Below are 23069 nucleotides of genomic sequence, written 5' to 3'. Positions count from 1 at the left end.
GGTAAGCCACTTACTTCATGTGTAACTTTACCTTTACTATTATCTGTACCATTTAATTTAATATCATCGATTGGTGTATTAACTTCTTTCGTTTGATCGTCGAAAGCTTCAACATCGGGCGATGTTGTGTCTTCGACTTTAATATCGAAATTAGTCGTTGTCTCGTTTCCTGACTCATCTCTGCTTGTCACCGTAATTGTTGATGTGCCCACTTTTGTTGGTGTCCCACTAATCGTGTTCGTCTCTGAATCAAACGTTACACCTTCCGGTAAGCCGTCTACAGTATGTTTAACTGGTTTATCGCTATTATCTGATGCATTAATAGTGATAGGGTTTATCGGGGTATTGACTTCTTTTGTTTGATTGTTAATAGGATCAACTGCTGGCGGAGTAGCATCCTCGACTTTAATTGTAAATTCTGTTGTTGTTTCATTATATACATGGTCAGAAGAAAGCACAGTTACATTATACGTACCTGGTTTTGCTGGTGTCCCACTAATTGTATTTGTTTCTGAATCAAACGTGACGCCTTCAGGCAAACCATAAACGTCATTTTTCACTGGTTTTCCACTATTGTCACTACTGTTTATAACCACCGGATCAATTGGGGTATTTAAATCTTTCGTCTGGTCATTTATTGGTGCAACTGTTGGTGGAGTAGTGTCGTCTACTATAACTCCAGAAGAGTTACTATCAGAAGCTTTTGCTTTACCTATTTTACTTTGAGTGCTTTGAGTAGCAATATTACTTGCACTTAATTCAACTGTACTACCTACAAAAGTATTTGGTACAAAAGGACGTTCAGTTTGAGAATTCACTTTAATTAAATATGGTCCAGTTATGTTACCTAAATCAATGGTCATTGAACCATCACTATTATATGTTATTTTATGTTTACTACTCTCGTCGGTTCCGTTTACATTTTTATCACTACCACTTTGATTCATAGTATTTTTGTCATTAACTTTTACTACAGATACCGTTGTAGTTTTTGGGTCGAATTTACTTATCGTATCAGCACTTTTTGAACTACCAGTATAAGGTGTAATTTTAACTTTAGATCCATTCAAACTTTTACTTTGACCATTAATAGTATAAGTAGTGTTATAAGGGTTATGGTCCCCGTCTTTTTCCTCTATAGAACTATCTTGATATACCATTGTATTTCTTGCATCAGTGGTATATTCTATTTTTCTATTTTCAGTAAATGTTTGGTTACCAACCTGTAAGTTAAGATTATAATTATCCGTCTTCGTAGCTTCTTTAAAATTAATAAGTGCCATTAAATCTACATGTGAAGTCTTATTTTTATATTTTTCGACATTGTCAGTAAACTTAAAGTCAAAGGCATTATTTTCTCTGTTATAAATCCCTTTAGCGTATATACTGTTTTCATCATTACCCAGTAAAATACCATTGTCTCTATCGGCAGATGTTGGATTCAGTTCTTTTGGCACTTTAACTGAAAAATAATCATTTCTTTTTACATCTTCAGGTATTTGAAGATCAAAACCAATTTGATTTAACGACCCTTTTTTCCAAGTGCCATCTGTAAATTTGACATTGCTTGTCTTAATTTTATCATTTACGTCATTACCGCCTAATGCTTTCGCAACATTATCCTCTTTAGTTCCATCTTCTTCTTTAACGTTCGTTGACATTAATTTAGCTGTTTTAAGATTGTTATTCGTTTTATCTTGTTTAGAAGATTTATCTTCCAAATCCTTATAATCGACTTCAGAAAGATTAATATTTTTAGCACTATTATTTTCTGAATTTGTATTACTCTCAGAAATTGTTTCACTATCTTGTGTAGACTGTACTGTATTTTCATTGTCTTCATCTCTTGAGGTTAATACATTTTCATTACTTTTTGGATTGTCATTATTACTGTCTAAATTGTCAGAGGATTGTTCTCTATCAAAATCACTATCTTTATCACTATCAAACTCTTTACTTTTTTCATTTTATAAATTCGAACTGTTATTTTTTGAAAGGTCATTATTTGTAGTTACTGCTTTTTCTTCAGAGGTATCATCCTTTTTATTACTAATAGAATCTTGTGATTTATTATCGTCAGGTTCTTGTTCTTGAATACCCTCTTCATCGTTTGCTTTCTCTTTAGAATGTATCTCTTTTTCATCTGTTGAATCTTCGTTATGAACTTCTTCTTGCTCTTTATTATCTGATGCACCTTCGTTATGAGTCTCTTCTTCTTGCTCTTTTGTATCTTGAGGTTTAGTATCTTCAGCATTTTGTTTTGCTACGTTTTTATCCTTTTCATCTGAATTTACATCTTTAGAAGATGCTTCATTATTATTAGATTGTTTTCAGACTCATTTAATGAATTTTGCTCACTACCTTCGTCAGTTGAAGATGCATTATCTTGTTGTGCTGATTGTTCTGACATATCTGAACTATCTTTTTTATCATTATCTGTTAAATCTTGCTTAGTTTCAGACTGTTGATTTGAAGAACTTTCTGTTGGTTTTTCTTGTTGAGAAGGTTTTTGTACTTGAGAATCATTAGTTGTTTCGCTTGAGGTTTTGTCTGTATCATTTACTTCATTGCGTGTGCTATCTTGAGGATTACCGGAAGAACTGTTTTGTTGGGTAGTTGATTTAGTTTCTCTGTGTTCAATTTCAGAGGCTTTAGAAACGTCAGGATTATGTAGAAATAGAATTGCCCCTATAATTATTGAACCTGTGCCCACTGCAACTTTACGTATAGAATATTTGTTATTTTTTTCCAATAAATAAGCTCCTTAATCTTTTAATTTTTTTATCTTTATTGCTCTCATTATATTTTCCATTGTAATATTTTTTAGTGTAACATTTTTCAAAACATTTTATAATAGCTTTTCCAATGAATAAGCCCTAAAATTTATACACACATATATTAAATGTTTTAAGAAATTAAATAAGTACTATTATTACAACATTAGATACTATTACATCACTATATTGTTGTAATTTAATAATAATAAATTACAAACATTAAATTTTTAAAAGATTGTTATATTATTTATTAATCTTCTCACAAATATTCAATTAATATGATGTTTTTTAACTAGCACTATTTAGTCATTTTTTACCATAATGGATAAGTACTTGATATTACGATTTCTAAAAAATCAAGTTATCAATGAATCACTAACAATTGCCTTAAACAACATAGCTATTTGTTTGACTAAGTGAACAATTTACGAAATCATTAATAATATATAAATAATATTGCCTATCTTTAGCACTAAATCTATTTACACATTTTGCTTATAACACTATACAGCTAGATTATTGCTATACGTTCTCTCTAAATAGGTAAACGTGGCATTAAGTATACATCTCACTACAAAAAACCCCCGCACTATTTTTATAGTGAAGGCGGTAGCTAAATTACGACATATAAAGTGCTGAGAGAATTATTACTGTGAAAAAGGCCGCTGATGCACCATAAGTGTATCTTAAGCCTGCCTTAGTGCCTTTATTTTTATAGTAATTAAAATATTAATATTATTAGTACCTGGTGTTGCTGTAACGACTATAGTATATAAAATTGACTTCATTTGAGATAGTTCAAATTGCGAACACTTAAAACATTTTAAATTAACATGCACAAAAATAGTTATGTATGTAACTCGATTTATACTTGCCTTATCAACAAAAAAGACAATTTCTATTGAAATAGAGATTGTCTTTTTTTCATTGTTGTTGATACGTTATTTTATTTAAAAACGGAAAATCTTCTGAACATAATTACTGTGATACCAACAGCCATTAATACGCCAACAAAGAAGTAATCGCGCATTGTATTCATCATACCTGTTTGAGGTAATTGTTTTACTGATTTTGCATCTTTATTTGCTTTGTTTTTTGAAGCTGTTTGTTTTTGTTTGTCAGTCACACCCTTTTTATTGTTGCCTGCAGCTTTTACTTTATCTTGAGATGGTGTAGCTACTGCTTTATTGCTTACTGATTGTTGCGTTTTGTTACTTTTAGCACTGTCCGCAACTTTTGTTGTTGTTTGTTTAGACATTTCAGCTGACATTTTATTATTCGTCTGATGTTTCGTAGTTGATTGATCCTTAATATTACCTTGAGTTGTGGTATTTTGCATATGTGATTTAGCCGCTGCTTGTTGCGCTTTGCTTTGTGATTGCTTCGTTTGCGTTTGTGGTTTTATTTTGGCATTTGCTCCTGTTCCTTTTTGGCCGTTATCTACGTTACTTGGTTTATCTATTTTAGGTTCAGGATTTTGCGTATCTGCTGATTTTTTGTCAGTTGATTGTGTTTGCTTGTTAACATCTTTAGCTGTACTAGATGGTGCATTTTTATTTTGAGGTTGAGCTTGTACTTTGTTGTCTTGTGGTGCGTCACCTTTTACTTGTGGTTGAGCCTTATCCGTATCCTTTGGCGTTGTCGTTACGTCATCCGGTTGTTTGGTATGATGTTGTTGTGATGGTGTATTCATAGACTTATCTTTAGTATCTGCATTAGGCGTTAATGCTTTAGGCGTCTCGCTTTGTGGCGCTACTTTATTAACATTATTGTTACTTTGATCAGTTATTGTTGGCGCCTTTGGTTCAACAGCATTATCAGTACCTTGATCTGTCATTGCTGCATCGTCATTATTTTGCGCATTAGCATCTTCAACGTCTTTGTTTTGTGCTAGTTTATCACTATCTTGTGGTGCGCTTTTATCTGTTTGATTTGTGTTGTTATCTAGTGGTTGTTCTGGCGTTGCAACATTATTATCTTGTTGCTCTACATGAGCAGATTTTTTAGCATCTGTCGTATTGGTATTAATAATATCAGTATCTTTATTTTGGTCATTCGCTTGCGGTTGAGCTTGAGCTACTGTTTTTTTATCAGTTCCAGACTTAGCTACATTAAATTTCACGTTAGTGAATTTTGTCTCAAAGTTTGGCACATCAATTAAACCAAACGCGTTACCAAATTCGTCCGTCGCGCTAATATGTGAAAATTTATAACTCCCGTCTTCTAAGTCACTTGGAATAGGAATCTCTACATTTACTACCCATTGCCCCTCACTATTACGTTGCACATTACTTAAATCTGCAACTTTATTTAATCCAATTAAACCTTTATCCGGATCATTTTCAAAACCGACCGACACTTCTTTCAATGTACTTTCATCTGAAATTTTTAATTGTGCTTTAATCACGTCACCCGGTGCATATGTTTGTTTATCTACCTTTACACTATCAAATTGAGGTAATTCTGTATCAACATTTGACACATTTTTATTAACCACTTTAAATGATAGATCTGTAACATTGAGTGACGTAGGTGCAAGTTCCGGAGCTATCGTTGTACCATTTTGTGCTGCATCATCTACAATAGCTGCCGAAAATTGATATGACGTATCCCCTATTTTGTCTGGTATATTAATTTGAATTGTGACTTTCCATAAGCTATCGTTAATTTTTTCGATATTCGCTTTATCAGCTACACCACTTAATGCTGGCGTGCCGACTTGTGTCGTATTCGTAAATCCAATCGAAACATCAGCTAGATTGCTCTCATCTTTCACGATTAATGTTGCAATAGCAATTTCTCCAGGTGCATACTCACGTTTATCCATCTTAATACTCTGAATTTCAGGATTTGTCGTATCTTTCTTCTGTGCAGCTTTATCCGGTGCGTTAACTACTGTTTGCTCATTGACACTAGCACTATTATTATTTTGCTCCGCCGCTGAAGCACTGTTTTGTGTGCCAAACAATAGCACACTACTAATAAGTAATGCACCTGCTCCTTTTGCTAACTTTCTTATACTATACTTAGCTATATCTTGATGTTGTTTCATAGTTGTCCTCCAGTCTTTTATTGAAAGGTATCTCTATTTAACATGATGATATACAAAATTTTATTTTTAGTCAAATTGATATTTTTTTTATATTAATATTTATTTATCCAAAGGCATTGGGTTTAATATTGTTATAAAAAAGCGTGTGACTTAAGCCTTATTCGCTTTATAGCCCCACGCTCATTTTTTTAATTGTTATAAATGTATTACTTATATAATTAATATTGCTATAATAATGTCAAAATAAGTCGTCTTAATTTAGCAAAAGCTCGCTCTATATCTTCTTTATTTATATATGAATAAGAAAATCTGATATATTGTTGCGCTTGTCTATCGTATATTTCGCCAGTATGAATAATAAGCCCCGCTTCAGTAGCCATATTAAATAACTGCTTCATATCAATAGCATGTTTTAGTTTAAACCATACATAAAATGATCCTTGAGGTTTGTCCCATTCTCCCAAGTCAACCATATATTTATCCATAGCGGTTAATAATAAATTGCGTTTTTCTAATAATGTGGATTTTAATTGTGCAACATGTTGTTCATGAAATTGTGGATATGATAACCATTGTTGTGCAATGTATTGCGATATAGAGCTTGCACCATAATCGCTTTGCATTTTCAAATCGGCTAGATGTTTAATAATATGTTTGTTAGCAATAATCCATCCAATGCGCAGTCCCGGACTGACCGTTTTCGACAGACTTCCTAAATAAATAACATTCTCACTATTCGGCAATGACTTCATCGGTTGTGGACGTGTGTCACCAAACCATAAGTCCCCATATATATCGTCTTCAACAATAGGGATCCCATTTTGTCGGCATTGATTAATAATCTTCTGTTTTTCTTGATCGCTATAACTATGCTGGGTCGGGTTATGCAATGTAGGTATACAGTAAAAAATACTATTATAATAATTACTATTTGCTTTAAAAATATTATTAATATGTCGTTTGATATAATCGATATGAAGCGGTTTAATATTTGCACTAATATTATTCCATGTGCGTACTGAATGTATATACGAGGGTGTTTCGATAATAATATTAGATTGTGGTACTAATAAACCTTCCGCTATTAATTTCAATCCTTGCAAAGCACCTGAAGTAATACATATTTCGTCTACAGTACATATGACACCTTTACGCTTCATATAATGTACAATGGCTTGTCGTAACTCTAATTTACCTTTTGCTTCTTCATAATTCGTAGTTAAATGTAGATTGCCCTCTGACAGTATTTGTTTAAATGTATGGTTAGGTATTAAATCTGGAGCTAATTCGCCTGTTCCCATACGAATCATATTGTCGGCAAATTCTAATTCATTAATTTTTTGCACATAATACAAATTATTTTTCGAAGCGTTATTCCCTATAAAATCTTGCCATTTCATATTATTAGAAATGAATGAGTTCCAACTTTGATTGGATACATAAACACCCTTTTTTTCGGAAGTCACAATAATACCATAACTTTTTAATATATCTAGCGCTTGTACTACAGTCGATCTATTCACATCATATTTGTGTGACAACGACCGTTGTGAAGGTAATTTGTCATTAGGCGCTAACGTTCCATCTTGTATATCATTTACGATATCATCGATTATTACTTTATATTTTGGTTTTGCCATAGTATCAACTCTAATCTGGTTGGTTTTTTAATTTTTAACTGGATGGTTACGTAAAGTTAAAATTATTATAGCATAGGTACAAAGATTAACGTCAGTTTGACTTTTCTTTATTGTAAAAGTTGCGATTTGTTGTGCTGAAGTGGTTGGTTAAAAAAAGAAATTTAATTATAGGAGCGATTTGATTATGCTACAACCTATTATTCACGGATTTTTATTAGCGTTAGGTTTGATATTACCTTTGGGTGCCCAAAATGTATTTGTCTTTAACCAAGGCGCTAATCATAAAAGTTTAATAAAAGCAGCACCCGTCATTATTACCGCTGGTTTGTGCGATACTTTACTCATTAGTCTAGCTGTTCTCGGCGTCTCAGTAGTGCTCGTCTCATTTCCAATTTTACAATTGATTGTCTATATCGTCGGCTTAATATTTTTACTTTATATGGCGTGGTCTTTATGGCACGAAGCACCCGCTAGTTTGGAACATTTCGCTCCGTTAAGTAGTAAAAAGCAAATTGGTTTTGCCTTATCTGTATCGTTGTTAAACCCACACGCTATCATGGATACACTAGGTGTTATTGGTACAAATGCTGCACTCTATTCACATGGTGACAAAGTATTATTTAGCTTGGCAACTATTGCTGTTTCTTGGCTTTGGTTTATATTTTTAGCTGTAGCAGGCAAAATGTTAGGTTCGATAGATAAGACAGGCAAATATATTGTTATCGTTAACAAACTTTCCAGTTGCATTATTATAGTTATTGCGATACTTATCCTTAAAAACATCATCAAAATAATTGTTCATTAAGTTGTTGTTATAGTCGTTTAGTGTCGCTATAAATGAAATAAGCACATAATAACAAACACATAACTAAAGGAGTTAACCCTCGACACATATGGGTTAACTCCCTTTTTAGTATTACGTGTAGTTGTAGCAAAACTACATTTTAAGCATTTAATTTTGAATTTCTAATTGAAAAACTAAAGTAAATGATAAATCCTATGATTAACCAAACCACATATCTAATCCAAGTAGTGAAATCTAAATTGAGAATTAGAAATGCACAGAAGTAAATGGAAAGAATCGGTACTATTGGTACTAATGGGCATTTAAATTTCCTTTCTATATTTGGTGATGTTTTACGTAAAACCAAAATAGATACAGATACTAATATGAATGCTACTAAAGTACCAATACTGACCATCTCTGACAATGTTTCTATAGAAAATAAAGCGCCTAATAAACCAGCTGAGATACCAAATATCCATGTGGCAATAAATGGTGTATTAGTTTTATTATTAATAATTGAAAAAATTTTAGGTACTAGTCCGTCTTTAGACATTGCGTATGCAATTCTTGTCTGGCCATATAACATGACTAACAAAACTGTCGTCATTCCAAGTATAGCCCCTACATCAATAACGCCAGATATCCAATTTTGATTCGTATACTTTAACACTGCGGAAATAGGATGCGCTTCATAATTAACAAACAGTTTAAACGGTACGACACCAGTCATTATCAATGACACACAAACGTATAAAATTGTACAAATCACTAAGGAAATGATTATCCCCTTAGGCATAGTCTTAGCAGGGTTTATCGTTTCTTCTGCACTAGACGAAACAGCATCAAAACCGATAAATGCAAAAAATACTGTTGCTGCAGCACTAAAGACACCTGAAAAACCATAAGGTAAAAATGGCGTTAAATTATTGGGTTTAACATAAAATACTGCCACAACAATAAACAATAATATTACAGCAACTTTTATGAATACCATTATATTATTTACTCTTTTCGTCTCTCTAATTCCTATAGAAATAAGTGTTGTAACTAACATGACAATAATAAAAGCAGGTAAATTGAATATGCCTTTTTCGTTATTCGCTGTAATGACTCCGAGTGGCGCAGTGAGTTGCTCAGGAATATGTATGCCTAATCCTACCAATAACGAATTAAAGTACCCAGACCAACCAACTGAAACAGTACTAGCACCTAACATATATTCTAAAACTAAATCCCAACCTATGATAAAAGCAAAAATCTCTCCTAATGTTGTATAGGTATACGTATACGCCGAGCCAGAAATCGGCACCATTGAAGCGAACTCTGCATAACACAAAGCAGTAAACAAGCATGCTAAAGCTGCAATTATGAATGACAACATCAGACCTGGCCCTGCTTTTAAAGCACCCGTCCCAGTTAATACAAAGATCCCCGTCCCAATAATAGCGCCTATACCTAAGAAAACTAAATCAAAGGTAGTCATACTCTTTCTTAATTGGGTGTGTTTTTGAGATATTACTGTAGTAATATCCTTTTTTCTTAATATATTCATAGTTGTTGTTCCTTTCTTGCTGTGATATAAATCTATGTATGAGTAAAATACCTCGCTATCATAAGCAGAATATTCCGAAAATTATAAACATGTTTTATCTATGATTTTCTGCAAATGACTTAATTTATTTTAAAATAACAAGCGCAGCTAATACTTTCTACTTGTTATTACATTCATTACGAAAATACTAAAACATCGAGATATCTAAACTATATTATTCAATTATATCGATATTAAGAAGCATTATTTTTACTAAATCAGAATTTATTTTTACTTTTTCAAAAATTGATATTAAAACTACGGACTTTATTTTATTGCTCTAAATATAGCTTTGAAAAACTCGATACAAACTTACTCTCAATGCAATCATCTACTGTCAATATAAAAAGAGTCTAGAGATATTATATTATCTCTAGACTCTTTTTGAGCATCGGTATTTATGAGCATCCTCTACAAATTAAGATTAGCTATAGTAACTTTATTCTTAGACCACACTATGTAACTCACTTAGTTTAACGACAAATGATCACGCAACGTTGTAGTCGTATAGTCATGACGGTATAGATTACGCTTTTGTAGCTCAGGTACAATATATTCTACGACATCTTCTAAACTTCCTGGTAACGTTGGTGGCATTAAATTAAACCCATCGGCTACACCATCATTAAACCAATGTTCCATCTCATCCACGATTTGTTGAGGCGTCCCTATTAACGTTAAATGTCCACCACCGGCACTAATATATCCTAATAATTCACGTACAGTCGGTTGCTTTTCTTCGATAATAGCTAATATCGTTTCATAACGCCCTATCGGTCCTTCGAATTCATGTACAGAAGGTAACGCTGGCACAGGTTCATCTAAAGGCCACACCGAGCAATCTTGTTGGACGAAAAAGCTTAATTGTTTCAATGCTTTCTCTATAGGCATATGTTTATCCAAATATGCTTTTTTGGCTAATGCTTCTTCATACGTACGCCCAACGTAAGTCACCAAACCCGGAAAAACTTTAACGTAGTCTTGTCTATTAATTGCTGCTAACTGCGCATCTAACTTTTGGCGATAATTACGCGCTTGTGCTAAATTCCAAGATACTGAATAGACGGCATCTGCGTATTTAGCTGCCAGTGCAATGCCTTGTTTTGAGGCGCCTGCTTGCATAGCTACCGGTTTACCTTGTGGGCTTTGAGGTGTCGTTAATGGGCCTTGCACATGATAATACTTACCTGAATGATCAATCGGATTAATTTGTTGTGCATCAATCAGTTCACCTGTATCACGATTATATTCCAAAGCTTTCTCATCCCATGACACCATCAATTTATTCATCACTTGCGCAAATTCATCTGCTTTACCATAGCGTTCTGAATGATGAGGCAATTTTGCCATACTATGATTCATCGCTTCTAAATCTGTCATCGAAGTGACTAAGTTCCATCCTACACGACCGTTCGTAACGTGTTCTAAACTCAAAAGTTGCCTTGCCGCCGTAAATGGATTAGCAAAACTGCTCGAAATTGTTGCGACTAAACCTACATGCTTGGTTACTTGAGAAATAGCAGTTAAATTAATTAAAGGATCGTACCAAAATGACGGCATATCGCCGTTACCAGATATTTGTAATGCTTGATTATCCGCAAAAAACACCGCATCAAAATAACCTTTTTCAGCAAGTTGTGCTAATGATTGATAATACGTAATATCACCAATGTGCTCAACTGAAGAATCTTCTACTAACCAAGCACCAGCATGGTGGCCACAACCAATTAATAGCACTCCAATATGAAGTTGACGTTGATTCATAAAATATACTCCTTTACATCACTATATTTTTAATTCATTGTTAAGCCACCATCGACAGTGTAATTTTGTCCGGTAATACCACGTGCATGATCTGAAGCTAAAAAGGCAACCATATGGGCAACATCTTCTGGTGTCGTTACTTGGCGTAACGGCGTTGTTTGCGCAATAATATCAAACACTTCAGGCGTTGTAGCGGCACTCGCGTCAGTTGTTTTTAATAATCCTCCTGAAACGACATTTGCCGTAATGCCGTATTGACCTAATTCAGCCGCAATATTGCGAGTAAAGCCAATTAATCCAGCTTTCGCCGTCGTATATTGATGATAAGGCACTACTGGGTTTTGATATAGATTCGTTCCAATACTAATAATGCTGCCTTGCTTACGTTTTTTAAATTGTGGCACAACACTTTGGGCTACATTAAAAGCTGCTTTTAACGTTCCATCTATTTGTTGTTGATAATCTTCCCATGTTAGTTCTGTAAATGCGTGTTGCGCAGTAGGATCAAATTTAAAATCTACTAACGCATTGTTTACTATCACATCTATTTGCCCAAAATGTTTAGTTCCTTGTGCAATCATTTTATCTACTGCTTCACGTTGAGTCACATCAGCTTGAATAGCAATTGCATTATCAGAACCCAATTCCTCCACTAAATCTTGAGCCGTCTGTTCACTATGATAGTAATTAATAATTACCTTCTGACCTTGTTCAACTAATGTTTTAACGATTGTTGCTCCTAAACCTCTACTACTGCCCGTTACTAAAATCACTTTCGACATAATATTTCACTCCTATAATTTGATTTATAATTAAAAATTGCCACGCGAACGTGTCTATGTAGTGTCAACACAAAAACGCGACCTCCGAATATGGAAGTCGCGTCAGATATATCTTTATATAAAATAAAGCACTCGTGCTTATATTACAGTTTGACGAACACACTTCCCTACGCTAGTTCCAACTAGATCAGGTTCAAAGGGTTTGAGGACATCCTCATCTCAGTGCAAAAATGACACCCCTAGTGGTTATTTAATTATTACTTTAAATGTATGTGTTACGTTGCATAATGTCAAGTTACCACTTTCAAACTTATAAATTTACAATATACCTATCATTTTATATTTTTATTAAAACAAAACGCTTTAGATTATAAGTTTTTATTATTATGAACTATTAAAACTTTTACATCAATTTTACACTGTGGTATATTCTATGTAAGGGCTTACATATTCGAAAGGAGGCAGTCTTCCTATGAGAACTTGTGATGTTATGCAATGAAAATGATTACAGCAAAAGAATTAAAAAATTTAGTAAAAAGTCATGACACCATTGCCCTTTCAGCTTTGTCAGTAGGCAATTTACCAGTAGAAATACTCAAACACCTTACTGACTATTATGATGAAACACAACAACTAGATAATTTAACAATAATGATTGCTAATGATATTAGCGATTACGCTGGAGACGGTGTCGATTTAGACGCATTTATTAAACGTAATATGGTAAAGCGTTTAATATCAAGCATTATAATAGCTTCACCCGCTACAATCTCGGCAATAAAAAATAATGAAGTAGAAGCCTACTTTTTACCTCAAGGCGTGATGACGACGAATTATCGTAATCAAACTTTTGCCAATCCAGGTACAATAACGACGATAGGCTTACATACAACGGTGGACCCTAGATATACGGGTGGTAAGGCAAATGATCGCACGCGTGAGGACTTAGTACAATTAACTGAAGTCAATGGTGAGGAATACCTTCTCTACCAATTTCCTGAAGTTGATGTAGCCCTGTTACGAGGAACTTACGCAGATCGACAAGGTAACATTTATATGGATCATGAGGCACATCTTAGCGAAGCATATAGTGTTGCTCTAGCTGCACATAGAAATAACGGTAAAGTCATTGTACAAGTTAAAGCCGTTGTTGAAGATGGTAGCTTCAAACCTACAGATGTATTTATACCTAGCGCGTTAGTTGACTACGTTATGGTAAACGACAATCCACGTTACCATAAACAAGTTGTTCAAACGTATTATGATCCTGCATTATCTGGACATTATAAAGTGTTAGCAATGCCTGGACCATACATTAAAATGAGTTCACGCAAAGTCATCTTACGACGGGCGGCACAATTTTTAACACGTGGCGCTGTGGTGAGCATTGGATTTGGTATAAATAATGAATTATCTAATTTATTAGTCGAAGAAGATGTACGTGATTTAGTACAACTCAATATCGATACAGGTGTCTTTGATGGTTATATCGGTAGCAATGACTACTTGAGTATGCACTACAATTTAAGCGCACGTATGCGACACGAAATGACATGGGATTTTATTTATAATGGTGGACTAGACATTGCATATTTGAGCTTTGCTGAAATAGATCAACACGGCAATGTAAACGTCTCGTCATATGGCAATAAATTAAATGGCTGCGGAGGCTTTATAGACATAAGCCAAACCGTCGATACCATTGTTTTTTCTGGCTCATTAGTTGTCGGGGGTCAACTAGATTGTGTACATAATGAATTAGTCATCAACGAAGAAGGTAAGGCTACTAAATTTGTAGACGAAGTACGCAACTTAGATTTTAATGCCAAATACGCGCTATCCAAAGGTCAAACTGTTTATTATGTAACTGAGCGCGCGGTATTCCAACTTACAAATTCAGGTTTGCAATTAATCGAAATCGCACCAGGTGTAGACATAGATAGAGATATATTAGCGAATATGTCATTTAAACCGATTATTCCTGACGACATTGGTTTGATGGATGCTAGTATGTTTCAAGAACATTGGGGTAATTTACACAAATCGTTAGGGAGCAATAGTTAACCGATTACAAGGGGGTACAAACTATGAATTTCGATTGGATTAAGACAAGAGCTATATTTGAAGAAGAGAAACCTGCTATTATCGACCCAGCTAAAAATACTGAGTGGTCGTACCAACAATTAAATATCCGCGCAGAAAATTTGGCAACACATTTACGCGAACAAGGTACAGAACGTGGTGACATCATAGGTGTTTTCGGACCCAATGACGTTGCAATTTTAGATGTGCTGTTCGCTTCTATAAAATTAGGAGCTGTATTTTTACCTATAAATTGGCGTTTGAACCCAGAAGAGATTTCAACAATCGTCCAAGATTCGGGCGTTAAAAAGATTTTTTACGAAACAAAACATCTATCATCTCTTACTAAAATAGACGAGTCACTATTATATATGGATATCAGTTCTCAAGCATACGATGATATTGTAGATCCTACTCATCATAATGTATTTGATAGTGTCGAATTACAAGGTGACGATTTAGCATCATTATTATATACAAGTGGTACAACAGGCGTCCCAAAAGGTGTCATGTTCTCACATGATTCTTTTGTCAGTAATGGCATCAACTTAAACCATACACACCCAACTTATCCAACAGACGTTTCAATCGTCGCTTTACCAATGTTCCACGTGTTTGGTTTTAATGATTTAACTTTACCGGCACTGTTTAATGGTGGCACACTCGTATTACAACGTTATTTCAACGCTGAAGAGTTGAATAACCTTATGATGGAATATAAGCCTGACTATATGTTACTTATTCCAACTATGTTATATGCGATGCTTGTGGCAGATAACTTTAATCCTGAAGGGTACCAAAGCGTACGTTATTTAATACAAGGTGGTTCTCCACCACTTCCAGCAGTACAAGCAAAACTATTAGACATGAACATTGCACTTATTAATGGTTATGGTCTAACTGAAGCGCCTATTGTTTCTGTAAATACAGTAAGCAATTCAAAAGTGAAGCCTAAATCAATCGGACATCCAGTTATTTTCACTGAAATCCGCATCTTTGATGACGACTTTAATGAAGTAGCGACAGGCGAAATTGGCGAATTAGGCGTACGTGGCAAAAACGTTACACCAGGTTATTGGAACAAACCAGAAGCTACAGCGAAAAGTTTCCATGATCATTTCTTTTTAACGGGCGACCTCGCTACAATCGATGAAGATGGTGATGTATATATTGTTGACCGTAAGAAAGAGATGATTATTACCGGAGGCGAAAACGTATTACCATCAGAAGTTGAAGCAGTATTATCTGAGCATCCATTAGTCGCACAATGTGTCGTCGTCGGCTACACAAGTCCTAAATATGGCGAATCCGTGTCGGCTGCAGTAGTTTTAACTGAACAAGATGACAACTTTGAAGAGAAATTAGATACGTTCGCACGTGAAAAACTAGGCGGCTATAAAGTGCCAAGAATGTATTTAAGTATGAATCATATGCCGTTAAACTCAACGTCTAAACCAGATAAGCTCGCATTACAAGCGCGTATGAATGAAAAAGCCGATAAATTACATCAAAGTGACGAATTGGCATAAAAGTATACCCATTTAGATACGACAAAAATTTTTACTAACTAATGTAAGCGCTATCGCATACAATTATTGGAGGTTTTATATATGTCTACAAAAACTGAAATTTTAAAAGAATTATATCCAGAAGATACGTTAAATATAGCTAAAGAGTTAACTGAAGGTGAAGTGAAATTTTTAAAACAGTTAGACGACATGTTAGAAAATAATTATCGTGACTCAATTAATGATCACTGGGCTAATGCCACAATACCAGAAGGTTTCTTCGAAGAATTAGGCAAATTAGATTATTTTAATAATCCCCTACTCTTTGAAGGCCGTGGTGATGCAAAAACGACAAGCCAAATGTTCCAGTTTTTCTTATCTTATACGGTAGCGAGATTTGACGTCTCACTCGTCACTTTACTAGGTGTACACCAAGGGTTAGGACATAATGCATTTTTATTTGGAGGTAGTAAAGAACAAGTTGCTTACTATGTGCCAAAATTGCAATCTCATGAATTACGTACTTGTTTTGCATTAACAGAACCAAACCATGGCTCTGACGTTGCAGGTGGTTTAGAAACAGTCGCAACAAAAGACGGAGATAAATGGGTATTAAATGGTGAAAAGAAATGGATCGGTGGCGCACATTTATCAGATGTGATCCCAGTTTTCGCAGTGGATGCCGAAACTAGAAAACCTAAATGTTTCATCGTTCGTCCGGAACAAGAAGGCGTGGATATTGATATTCTTCAAAATAAAATTGCATTAAAAATTGTGCCTAACGCGCATATTAAATTAACAAATGTCGTCGTTGAAGAACAAGAACGTCTACAAAATATTAATAGCTTCAAAGATGTAGCAAAAATTCTTTATTCAACGCGTGCTGGTGTAGCATATATGTCTACTGGCGCAATGGCCGGGGCTTTACGCGCCACTTTAAAATACGTTAAAGAACGTAAACAGTTCGGTAAGGAAATTAGTAAGTTCCAATTAATACAAGAAAAATTAGCTATGATGCAAGGTAACTTATCACAAGCAATGGCCATGTCGGCACAACTTGCTCGTATGCAAGCAAACGGTGAGTACGATGAAGTCGCTACTTCAACTGCTAAAATGATGAACTCATTACGCTTCAGAGAATCTGCTGCAATGGGCCGTGGCATCACAGGTGGTAACGGCATTTTAGCTGAATACGACATCGCAAGATTTTTCTCAGACGCAGAAGCAATTTACACATATGAAGGTACACACGAAGTGAATGCTTTAGTTATCGGTAGAGCTCTTACTGGCGACTCTGCATTTATCTAATATGACTAATTAATAATCACTTGGAGGTATTTATATGACTATACGCAAAGCAACAGTATTAGGTGCTGGCACGATGGGCAGTCAAATCGCTGCCCTATTCGTAAATGCTGGTTTGAAAGTAAAATTGTTAGATATCGTAATAGATGACAATGATCCAAATAAAATATCTAAAAAAGCATATGAAACGATTACCAATAAAAAAAGACCGATGTTATTTAATTTAGACTACGCTTCTAATTTAACTTACGGCAACTTTAATCAAGATTTAGCTCATGATGATGCAGACATTTATATCGAAGCTGTCAAAGAAGATGTAGACGTTAAACATCAAATTTGGCAACAAGTGCAACAACATGCTAAAGAAGATGCAATCTTTGCAACGAACACTTCAGGTATCCCTATTGAATCTATCGCACAAGCGTTCAATGACGATACAAGACAAAGATTTTTAGGATTACATTTCTTTAATCCACCACGTATTATGAAACTAGCAGAAATTATTCCTAATGAACATACTGCAAACAGTGTTATTGAGCGTGTTAAATCTTTTGCAGAAGAAATATTAGGTAAAGGTACTGTTGTAGCAAATGACGTTGCAGGCTTTGTGGCAAATAGAGTCGGCACTCAATCTATGAACGATGTTATGTATAGAGCAGAACAACAAGGATTCTCTATTACAGAAGTCGATGCACTAACTGGACGTGCTATCGGTAGACCTAACACGGGTACTTATGGACTTACAGACTTAGTCGGTCTTGATATTGCTCAAACCGTAACTGAAGGTATGCGTCGAGTGCCCGAAGAGCAACCTTACTTCAAGGAAGTTCAATTAAGTAAAAAGCTGTTCGAAGCTGGCGCCTTAGGTCGTAAAACAAAACAAGGTTTTTACAAGAAAGAAAATAAAAAACGACTTGTCTTAGACCCAGAAAAAAATGACTATGTAGAACCACAACAGCCTACTTTCGATATATTAGGCCAATTCAGTAAAGATTTAGCTCATAACTTAGACGTTATTTTTAACGCAACTGACGATGCCGGTAAATTTTTATGGGAAACATTAAGAAATAACTTCTACTACGCGGCAATTAATGTCCCAAAAGCAGCAGCCGACTTTAAAGATATAGACCGTGCTATTGTATGGGGCTTCAATTGGAAAAAAGGTCCTTTCCAACTATGGGATTTAATGGGCTTTGACCGAGTTAAGGAACGTATCGAAAATGAAATTGGTAATTTACCTGACTGGGTCGACAAGCAACAAGGTTCTTTCTACGCTGACAATGAATCAATCGAACGCGTAACGGATGTTTCTAACTTTATCGACAGTGAGATTTGGAACAAAGACGATTCAAATTTATCTGTAGCGAATAAAGATCAACTACTATTAAAACTACAAAGTAAAAATAACGTTATTACAAATGAATTTGTCGAAGATTTAAACGATGCCATAGATACACTAGAAAACGGCGATTATACAAGCATGGTTATTTATGCTGATGGTAATAACTTTAGCGTCGGTGCGAACTTGTACATGATGAAGCAAGCACATGAAGATGGTGCAGTTGAATCACAAGTTAAGCCAGCTGTAGAAAGATTACATTATGTATTTAGCCGCTTAAAATATTCACTAAAACCTATCGTTACTGCGACACAAGGCAAAACTTTAGGCGGTGGTTGTGAACTCGTAATGCATTCACCTTTCGTAGTAGCTTATAGCGAAACATATATCGGTTTAGTAGAAACGGGCGTTGGTTTATTGCCAAGTGGTGGCGGACTTGCAGAATTAGCTACTAGAGTATTAAGTGCCGATCATCAAAAAGATGATAAGCAAGCTACAATGGCTAAGCTTTTGATGAATATTGGTTTAGCCAAAGTAGCAACTAATGCACATGAAGCTGTCAGATATGGCTATTTAAAAGAGACTGATACAATTATCATGAATAAAGAAAAACGTATCGAAATCGCACTTAAACGTGCACGTTATGAATCTGAAACAAATTACATGCCTGCACCAAAAGAAAACTTTATCGCTCTAGGTAAAGACTTTAAAGCCTTGGCACAAGGTCAATTAGATGCACAACGCTTAGGTCACTTTATTAGCGATTACGATTATGAAATCACGCTTAAAATCGCAGATATCTTAGCTGGCGGTGATTTACCACGTAATACCTATGTGAACCAACGCTACTTACAAAATTTAGAAAAAGCTGGATTTGTTGAACTACTACAAAATAGTAAAACGTATGACAGAATCTCTCATATGTTAAAAACAGGCAAACCATTACGCAACTAATAATAAGTAAGAGAAGAGAGGATGAAGTGAAATGCGAGATGCATATATCGTAGCTTATGGTCGTTCGGCAGCAAGTAAAGCTAAGGGAGGTGCCATGTTTCATGACAGACCGGATGAAGTGGCAGCGCAAGTACTAAAAGGCGTACTCGAACGCGTAGACGGTCAATTTGATCCAAGTATGGTGGAAGACGTCATCGTCGGTAACGCCTTCCCTGAAGGATTACAAGGTCAAAACATTGCACGTACTATCGCACTATTAGCTGGTATGCCAGATAGTGTACCTGGTCAAACAGTAAACCGTTATTGTTCATCAGGCTTACAAACAATCGCTACTGCAGCCAACCAAATTAAAGCGGGTCAAGGCGACATCTTAGTCGCTGGCGGCATAGAATTAATGAGTGCAGTCCCTATGGGTGGTAACGAACAAACGAATAATCCAACTTTACAAGATGAAGATCGTGGCGTGTCCTATCCAATGGGCTTAACAGCGGAGATGGTCGCAGAAACATATAACGTTTCACGTGAAGATCAAGATGCATACGCCGTGCAAAGTCATCAACGCGCAAAAGCGGCACAAGATGCTCATAAATTTGATGATGAAATTATACCGATTGAAGTTAATGACGTAAGTTATGACAGCAACGGACCAGTAGTATCCAAAGTACAATTTAAGACAGATGAAATGATTCGTCCTGATACTAATGTAGAAGACTTAGCACAATTACGTACTGTCTTTAAGGCAGACGGTACGGTGACTGCCGGTACTTCTGCACCACTAACAGATGGCAGTGGTTTCGTCGTAATCATGTCTGGTGATAAAGTGAAAGAATTAGGTGTGACGCCAATCGCACGATTCGTTGGATTTAAAGCGGTCGGTGTTGATCCAAAACTTATGGGTATCGGCCCTGCTTATGCTATTCCAGAAGTATTGGAAGCAAGTGGCTTATCTATAGAAGATATTGACTTAACAGAGTTAAATGAAGCCTTTGCTTCACAAACACTTGCATCAATGAGAGAAACTGGTCTAGACAAAGATAAAACAAACGTTAACGGCGGTGCTATCGCCTTAGGCCATCCACTAGGTGCTACTGGCGCTATGTTAACAGGTCGCTTATTATCAGAAATGAAAAAACGCCCAGATACTAAATACGGCATGGTAACAATGTGTATCGGTGTCGGCATGGGCGCAGCTGGTATCTTCGAATACGTACGATAAACTATAATCATCTATAATAGCAACAAGCCTAGCAGATATGCTTTTATCTGCTAGGCTCTTTTTATATTCAACTGTCTAAATTTGAATTGTTATTTTTAACATAAAAAAGAGAACTGATATACATCAGTTCTCAATAATTCAAATTTATCTATCCCAATATCTTTTACGGTCAAATGCTTTAACAATCGTTTCAGGATCGTCTGACACAAAGACACCCGGTGCATCTAATTTTAATTTAGCTTCTTGTACTTGTACTGACGCTTGTTCATTAAACACTAATGGTTTGTTATGTTTATATGCCATTTCTGCAAATGCTTCCGCATCTGGATTTAAGTCTGAACCATCTGATAATACAATCAGACTATCAAATAATGTTGGATGTGCAGTAGCATACGTTTCTGTTACGCCAAAGTCTTCATCAATATCTTTAGGGTGTTTACCTACAAATGCGTAGTTCAATCCTTGTTGTGTGAATGTTTTAGCATAAGATTTTAACGTATCTGCTGAAATGTCACCATTTAATAATACAGCCACTGAATGACCAGCTAAAGGAATATCGAATTTTTCCATAGTTAATTTACTATCTTTAGCATTTGAATCTACTTCTTCATTTTGTTCAGGTACTTTAACCCCGACATTTTCGGCAACAGATTCGGCTAATTTTCTATCAACTTTATTTAATTGGCTGACTGCATTTTCTTTTACCATGATAGATTTGCACATACCTATTTCAAATGAGAAACCATCAACCATATGTTGATATTCAGCTTCAGTTAAACTGTTTAAATATAACTTCGCTTGAGAATAGTAGTCTTTGAAACTTTCGCTTCGCTTTCTAATTTTTCTACCTTCTACTTTTTCTTGATAATGTTCATAGCCCCCCTCATCTTTAGATGTCGTATGTGGTTCATTATCGTTTAAAGCGTTATTGTGATAAGCAGTTTGTCCTTTATGCACATGTTGTTGGTGCATTGCATCACGTTGGTTATTGTGAACTTCATTGACTGGTCTATTGATTGGAATTTGATTAAAGTTTGGTCCACCTAGACGTGATATTTGCGTATCTGTATATGAGAATAAACGGCCTTGCAATAATGGGTCATTAGAAAAATCAATACCAGGTACGATATGACCAGGATGAAATGCAGCTTGTTCAGTTTCATCGAACACATTGCTTACGTTTTGATTTAAAGTCATTTTACCGACACGTTGCACTGGCACTTGATCTTCAGGCCATATTTTAGTTGGATCTAAAATATCAAAATCAAAGTCAAATTCTTGGTCTGGCGTAATAATTTGTAAACCTAATTCCCATTCAGGATAATCGCCTTTTTCGATGGATTCATATAAATCTTTACGATGGAAGTCTACATCTTTACCATGTAAGATTTGCGCTTCATCCCATACAAGTGATTCTAAGCCTTGTAATGGTTTCCAGTGGAATTTAACGAAATAAGATTGTCCTTCGCTATTGACTAATCGGAACGTGTGCACACCAAAACCTTCGACTTGTCTGAAGTTTTTCGGAATACCTCTATCACTCATCGCCCACATCGTTGTATGCGTAGATTCTGGGTTTTGTGCAAAGAAGTCCCAAAATGTGTCGTGTGCAGAGCCACCTTGAGGTACTTCATTGTGTGGTTCTGGTTTAACAGCATGAATTAAATCCGGGAATTTAATTGCATCTTGGATAAAGAATACTGGAATATCGTTACCAACAAGATCAAATATACCTTCATCAGTATAAAATTTTGTGGCAAAACCACGGACGTCTCTGACAGTATCTGGAGAACCTTTTGACCCTTGAACAGTTGAGAATCTTACAAATACCGGTGTCGTTTTATCTGGATTTGTTAAAAAGTCTGCATACGTATATTGAGATAAGTCTTCATATACTTTGAATTCACCATGTGCGCCGAAACCACGTGCATGTACGATACGTTCAGGAATACGTTCATGGTCAAAATGCATTATCTTCTCTCTAAAATGAAAGTCCTCTAATAAACTAGGTCCACGTTCACCAACAGTTAAAGTATTTTCATCTTCACTAACTTTAACGCCATTATTCGAAGTCATCGCTTTGCCGTCATTATTCTTTTCATCTTTTTTTAACTGATCGAGTTTTTTATTTGTCATAATAATCCTCCTTTTAACTTATAAATACCCAGTGCATTTATGAAAAAACTGAAAATTGTATTACATAATTGTGAAATTAATATATTGTGACAATTATATTTCATTTACATCTAAATATAAGATTATAGATAATTAA

General features: G+C 35.2%; 14 protein-coding genes and 1 riboswitch. Of the genes, 6 read left to right on the top strand and 8 right to left on the bottom strand.

The window, feature by feature from the left end; genetic code table 11:
- The 4 genes from RPL90_RS11515 to RPL90_RS11500 all read right to left on the bottom strand — a co-directional run.
- Nucleotides 1–1721, bottom strand: a 1721-nt coding sequence (locus RPL90_RS11515; RefSeq protein ID WP_313549767.1) for a putative Ig domain-containing protein, incomplete at its 3' end; no start/stop codon positions are given.
- Between the two features lie 569 nt (nucleotides 1722–2290).
- On the bottom strand, nucleotides 2291–2752 hold the full coding sequence (locus RPL90_RS11510) for a YSIRK-type signal peptide-containing protein (RefSeq protein WP_313549764.1): 462 nt from the start codon (nucleotides 2750–2752) through the stop codon (nucleotides 2291–2293).
- 971 nt (nucleotides 2753–3723) lie between these two features.
- A complete protein-coding gene (locus tag RPL90_RS11505; RefSeq protein ID WP_313549761.1) occupies nucleotides 3724–5829 on the bottom strand; it encodes a YSIRK-type signal peptide-containing protein in 2106 nt (701 codons plus the stop codon).
- 227 nt (nucleotides 5830–6056) lie between these two features.
- Nucleotides 6057–7469, bottom strand: a complete 1413-nt coding sequence (locus RPL90_RS11500) for an aminotransferase-like domain-containing protein (RefSeq protein ID WP_313549758.1) — start codon at nucleotides 7467–7469, stop codon at nucleotides 6057–6059.
- Nucleotides 7470–7653: 184 nt separating this feature from the next.
- Here RPL90_RS11500 and RPL90_RS11495 point away from each other — a divergent pair, with 184 nt between their 5' ends.
- The gene (locus RPL90_RS11495; protein WP_313549755.1) at nucleotides 7654–8274 is read left to right on the top strand and encodes a LysE/ArgO family amino acid transporter; all 621 of its coding nucleotides are present in this window, start codon (nucleotides 7654–7656) and stop codon (nucleotides 8272–8274) included.
- 139 nt (nucleotides 8275–8413) lie between these two features.
- On the opposite strand, the gene RPL90_RS11490 is transcribed toward RPL90_RS11495, so the two are convergent.
- From RPL90_RS11490 to RPL90_RS11480, 3 genes are all read right to left on the bottom strand, one after another.
- Entirely contained in the window at nucleotides 8414–9808 is a 1395-nt protein-coding gene (locus tag RPL90_RS11490) for an amino acid permease (protein ID WP_313549752.1), read from the bottom strand.
- 507 nt (nucleotides 9809–10315) lie between these two features.
- Nucleotides 10316–11611 carry an LLM class flavin-dependent oxidoreductase gene (locus RPL90_RS11485; RefSeq protein ID WP_313549749.1) on the bottom strand — a complete coding sequence of 432 codons (1296 nt, stop codon included), beginning with the start codon at nucleotides 11609–11611 and terminating at the stop codon, nucleotides 10316–10318.
- A 29-nt stretch (nucleotides 11612–11640) separates the two neighbouring features.
- Complete coding sequence (locus tag RPL90_RS11480) at nucleotides 11641–12393, bottom strand: 3-oxoacyl-ACP reductase (protein ID WP_313549746.1); 753 nt, start codon at nucleotides 12391–12393, stop codon at nucleotides 11641–11643.
- Nucleotides 12394–12540: 147 nt separating this feature from the next.
- Nucleotides 12541–12644: riboswitch (TPP riboswitch) on the bottom strand.
- Nucleotides 12645–12888: 244 nt separating this feature from the next.
- Here RPL90_RS11480 and fadX point away from each other — a divergent pair.
- The 5 genes from fadX (at nucleotide 12889) to RPL90_RS11455 (ending at nucleotide 20797) form a co-directional block, all read left to right on the top strand.
- Nucleotides 12889–14457 (top strand): fatty acid degradation protein FadX, encoded by a 1569-nt coding sequence (gene fadX / locus RPL90_RS11475; RefSeq protein ID WP_313549743.1) that lies wholly within the window; start codon nucleotides 12889–12891, stop codon nucleotides 14455–14457.
- A 23-nt stretch (nucleotides 14458–14480) separates the two neighbouring features.
- Nucleotides 14481–16004, top strand: coding sequence for a long-chain-fatty-acid--CoA ligase FadD (gene fadD, locus RPL90_RS11470; RefSeq protein ID WP_313549741.1), 1524 nt, complete (start codon nucleotides 14481–14483; stop codon nucleotides 16002–16004).
- A gap of 81 nt (nucleotides 16005–16085) precedes the next feature.
- Nucleotides 16086–17291 (top strand): acyl-CoA dehydrogenase FadE, encoded by a 1206-nt coding sequence (gene fadE / locus RPL90_RS11465; protein WP_313549738.1) that lies wholly within the window; start codon nucleotides 16086–16088, stop codon nucleotides 17289–17291.
- Nucleotides 17292–17325: 34 nt separating this feature from the next.
- On the top strand, nucleotides 17326–19581 hold the full coding sequence (gene fadB, locus RPL90_RS11460; RefSeq protein ID WP_313549735.1) for a 3-hydroxyacyl-CoA dehydrogenase/crotonase FadB: 2256 nt from the start codon (nucleotides 17326–17328) through the stop codon (nucleotides 19579–19581).
- A gap of 31 nt (nucleotides 19582–19612) precedes the next feature.
- Nucleotides 19613–20797: a thiolase family protein gene (locus tag RPL90_RS11455; protein ID WP_313549732.1), complete on the top strand. Its 1185-nt coding sequence runs from the start codon at nucleotides 19613–19615 to the stop codon at nucleotides 20795–20797.
- A 144-nt stretch (nucleotides 20798–20941) separates the two neighbouring features.
- Here the strand turns inward: RPL90_RS11455 and RPL90_RS11450 are convergent, their stop codons facing one another.
- A complete protein-coding gene (locus RPL90_RS11450) occupies nucleotides 20942–22933 on the bottom strand; it encodes a catalase (protein WP_313549729.1) in 1992 nt (663 codons plus the stop codon).
- Nucleotides 22934–23069 lie beyond the last annotated feature (136 nt).

Source organism: Staphylococcus kloosii (assembly GCF_032139365.1).
In the GTDB taxonomy this organism is placed as follows: domain Bacteria; phylum Bacillota; class Bacilli; order Staphylococcales; family Staphylococcaceae; genus Staphylococcus; species Staphylococcus kloosii_A.
Note: the sequence above shows the minus strand (reverse complement) of the source record. Positions and strands in the feature narration are given on the sequence as shown.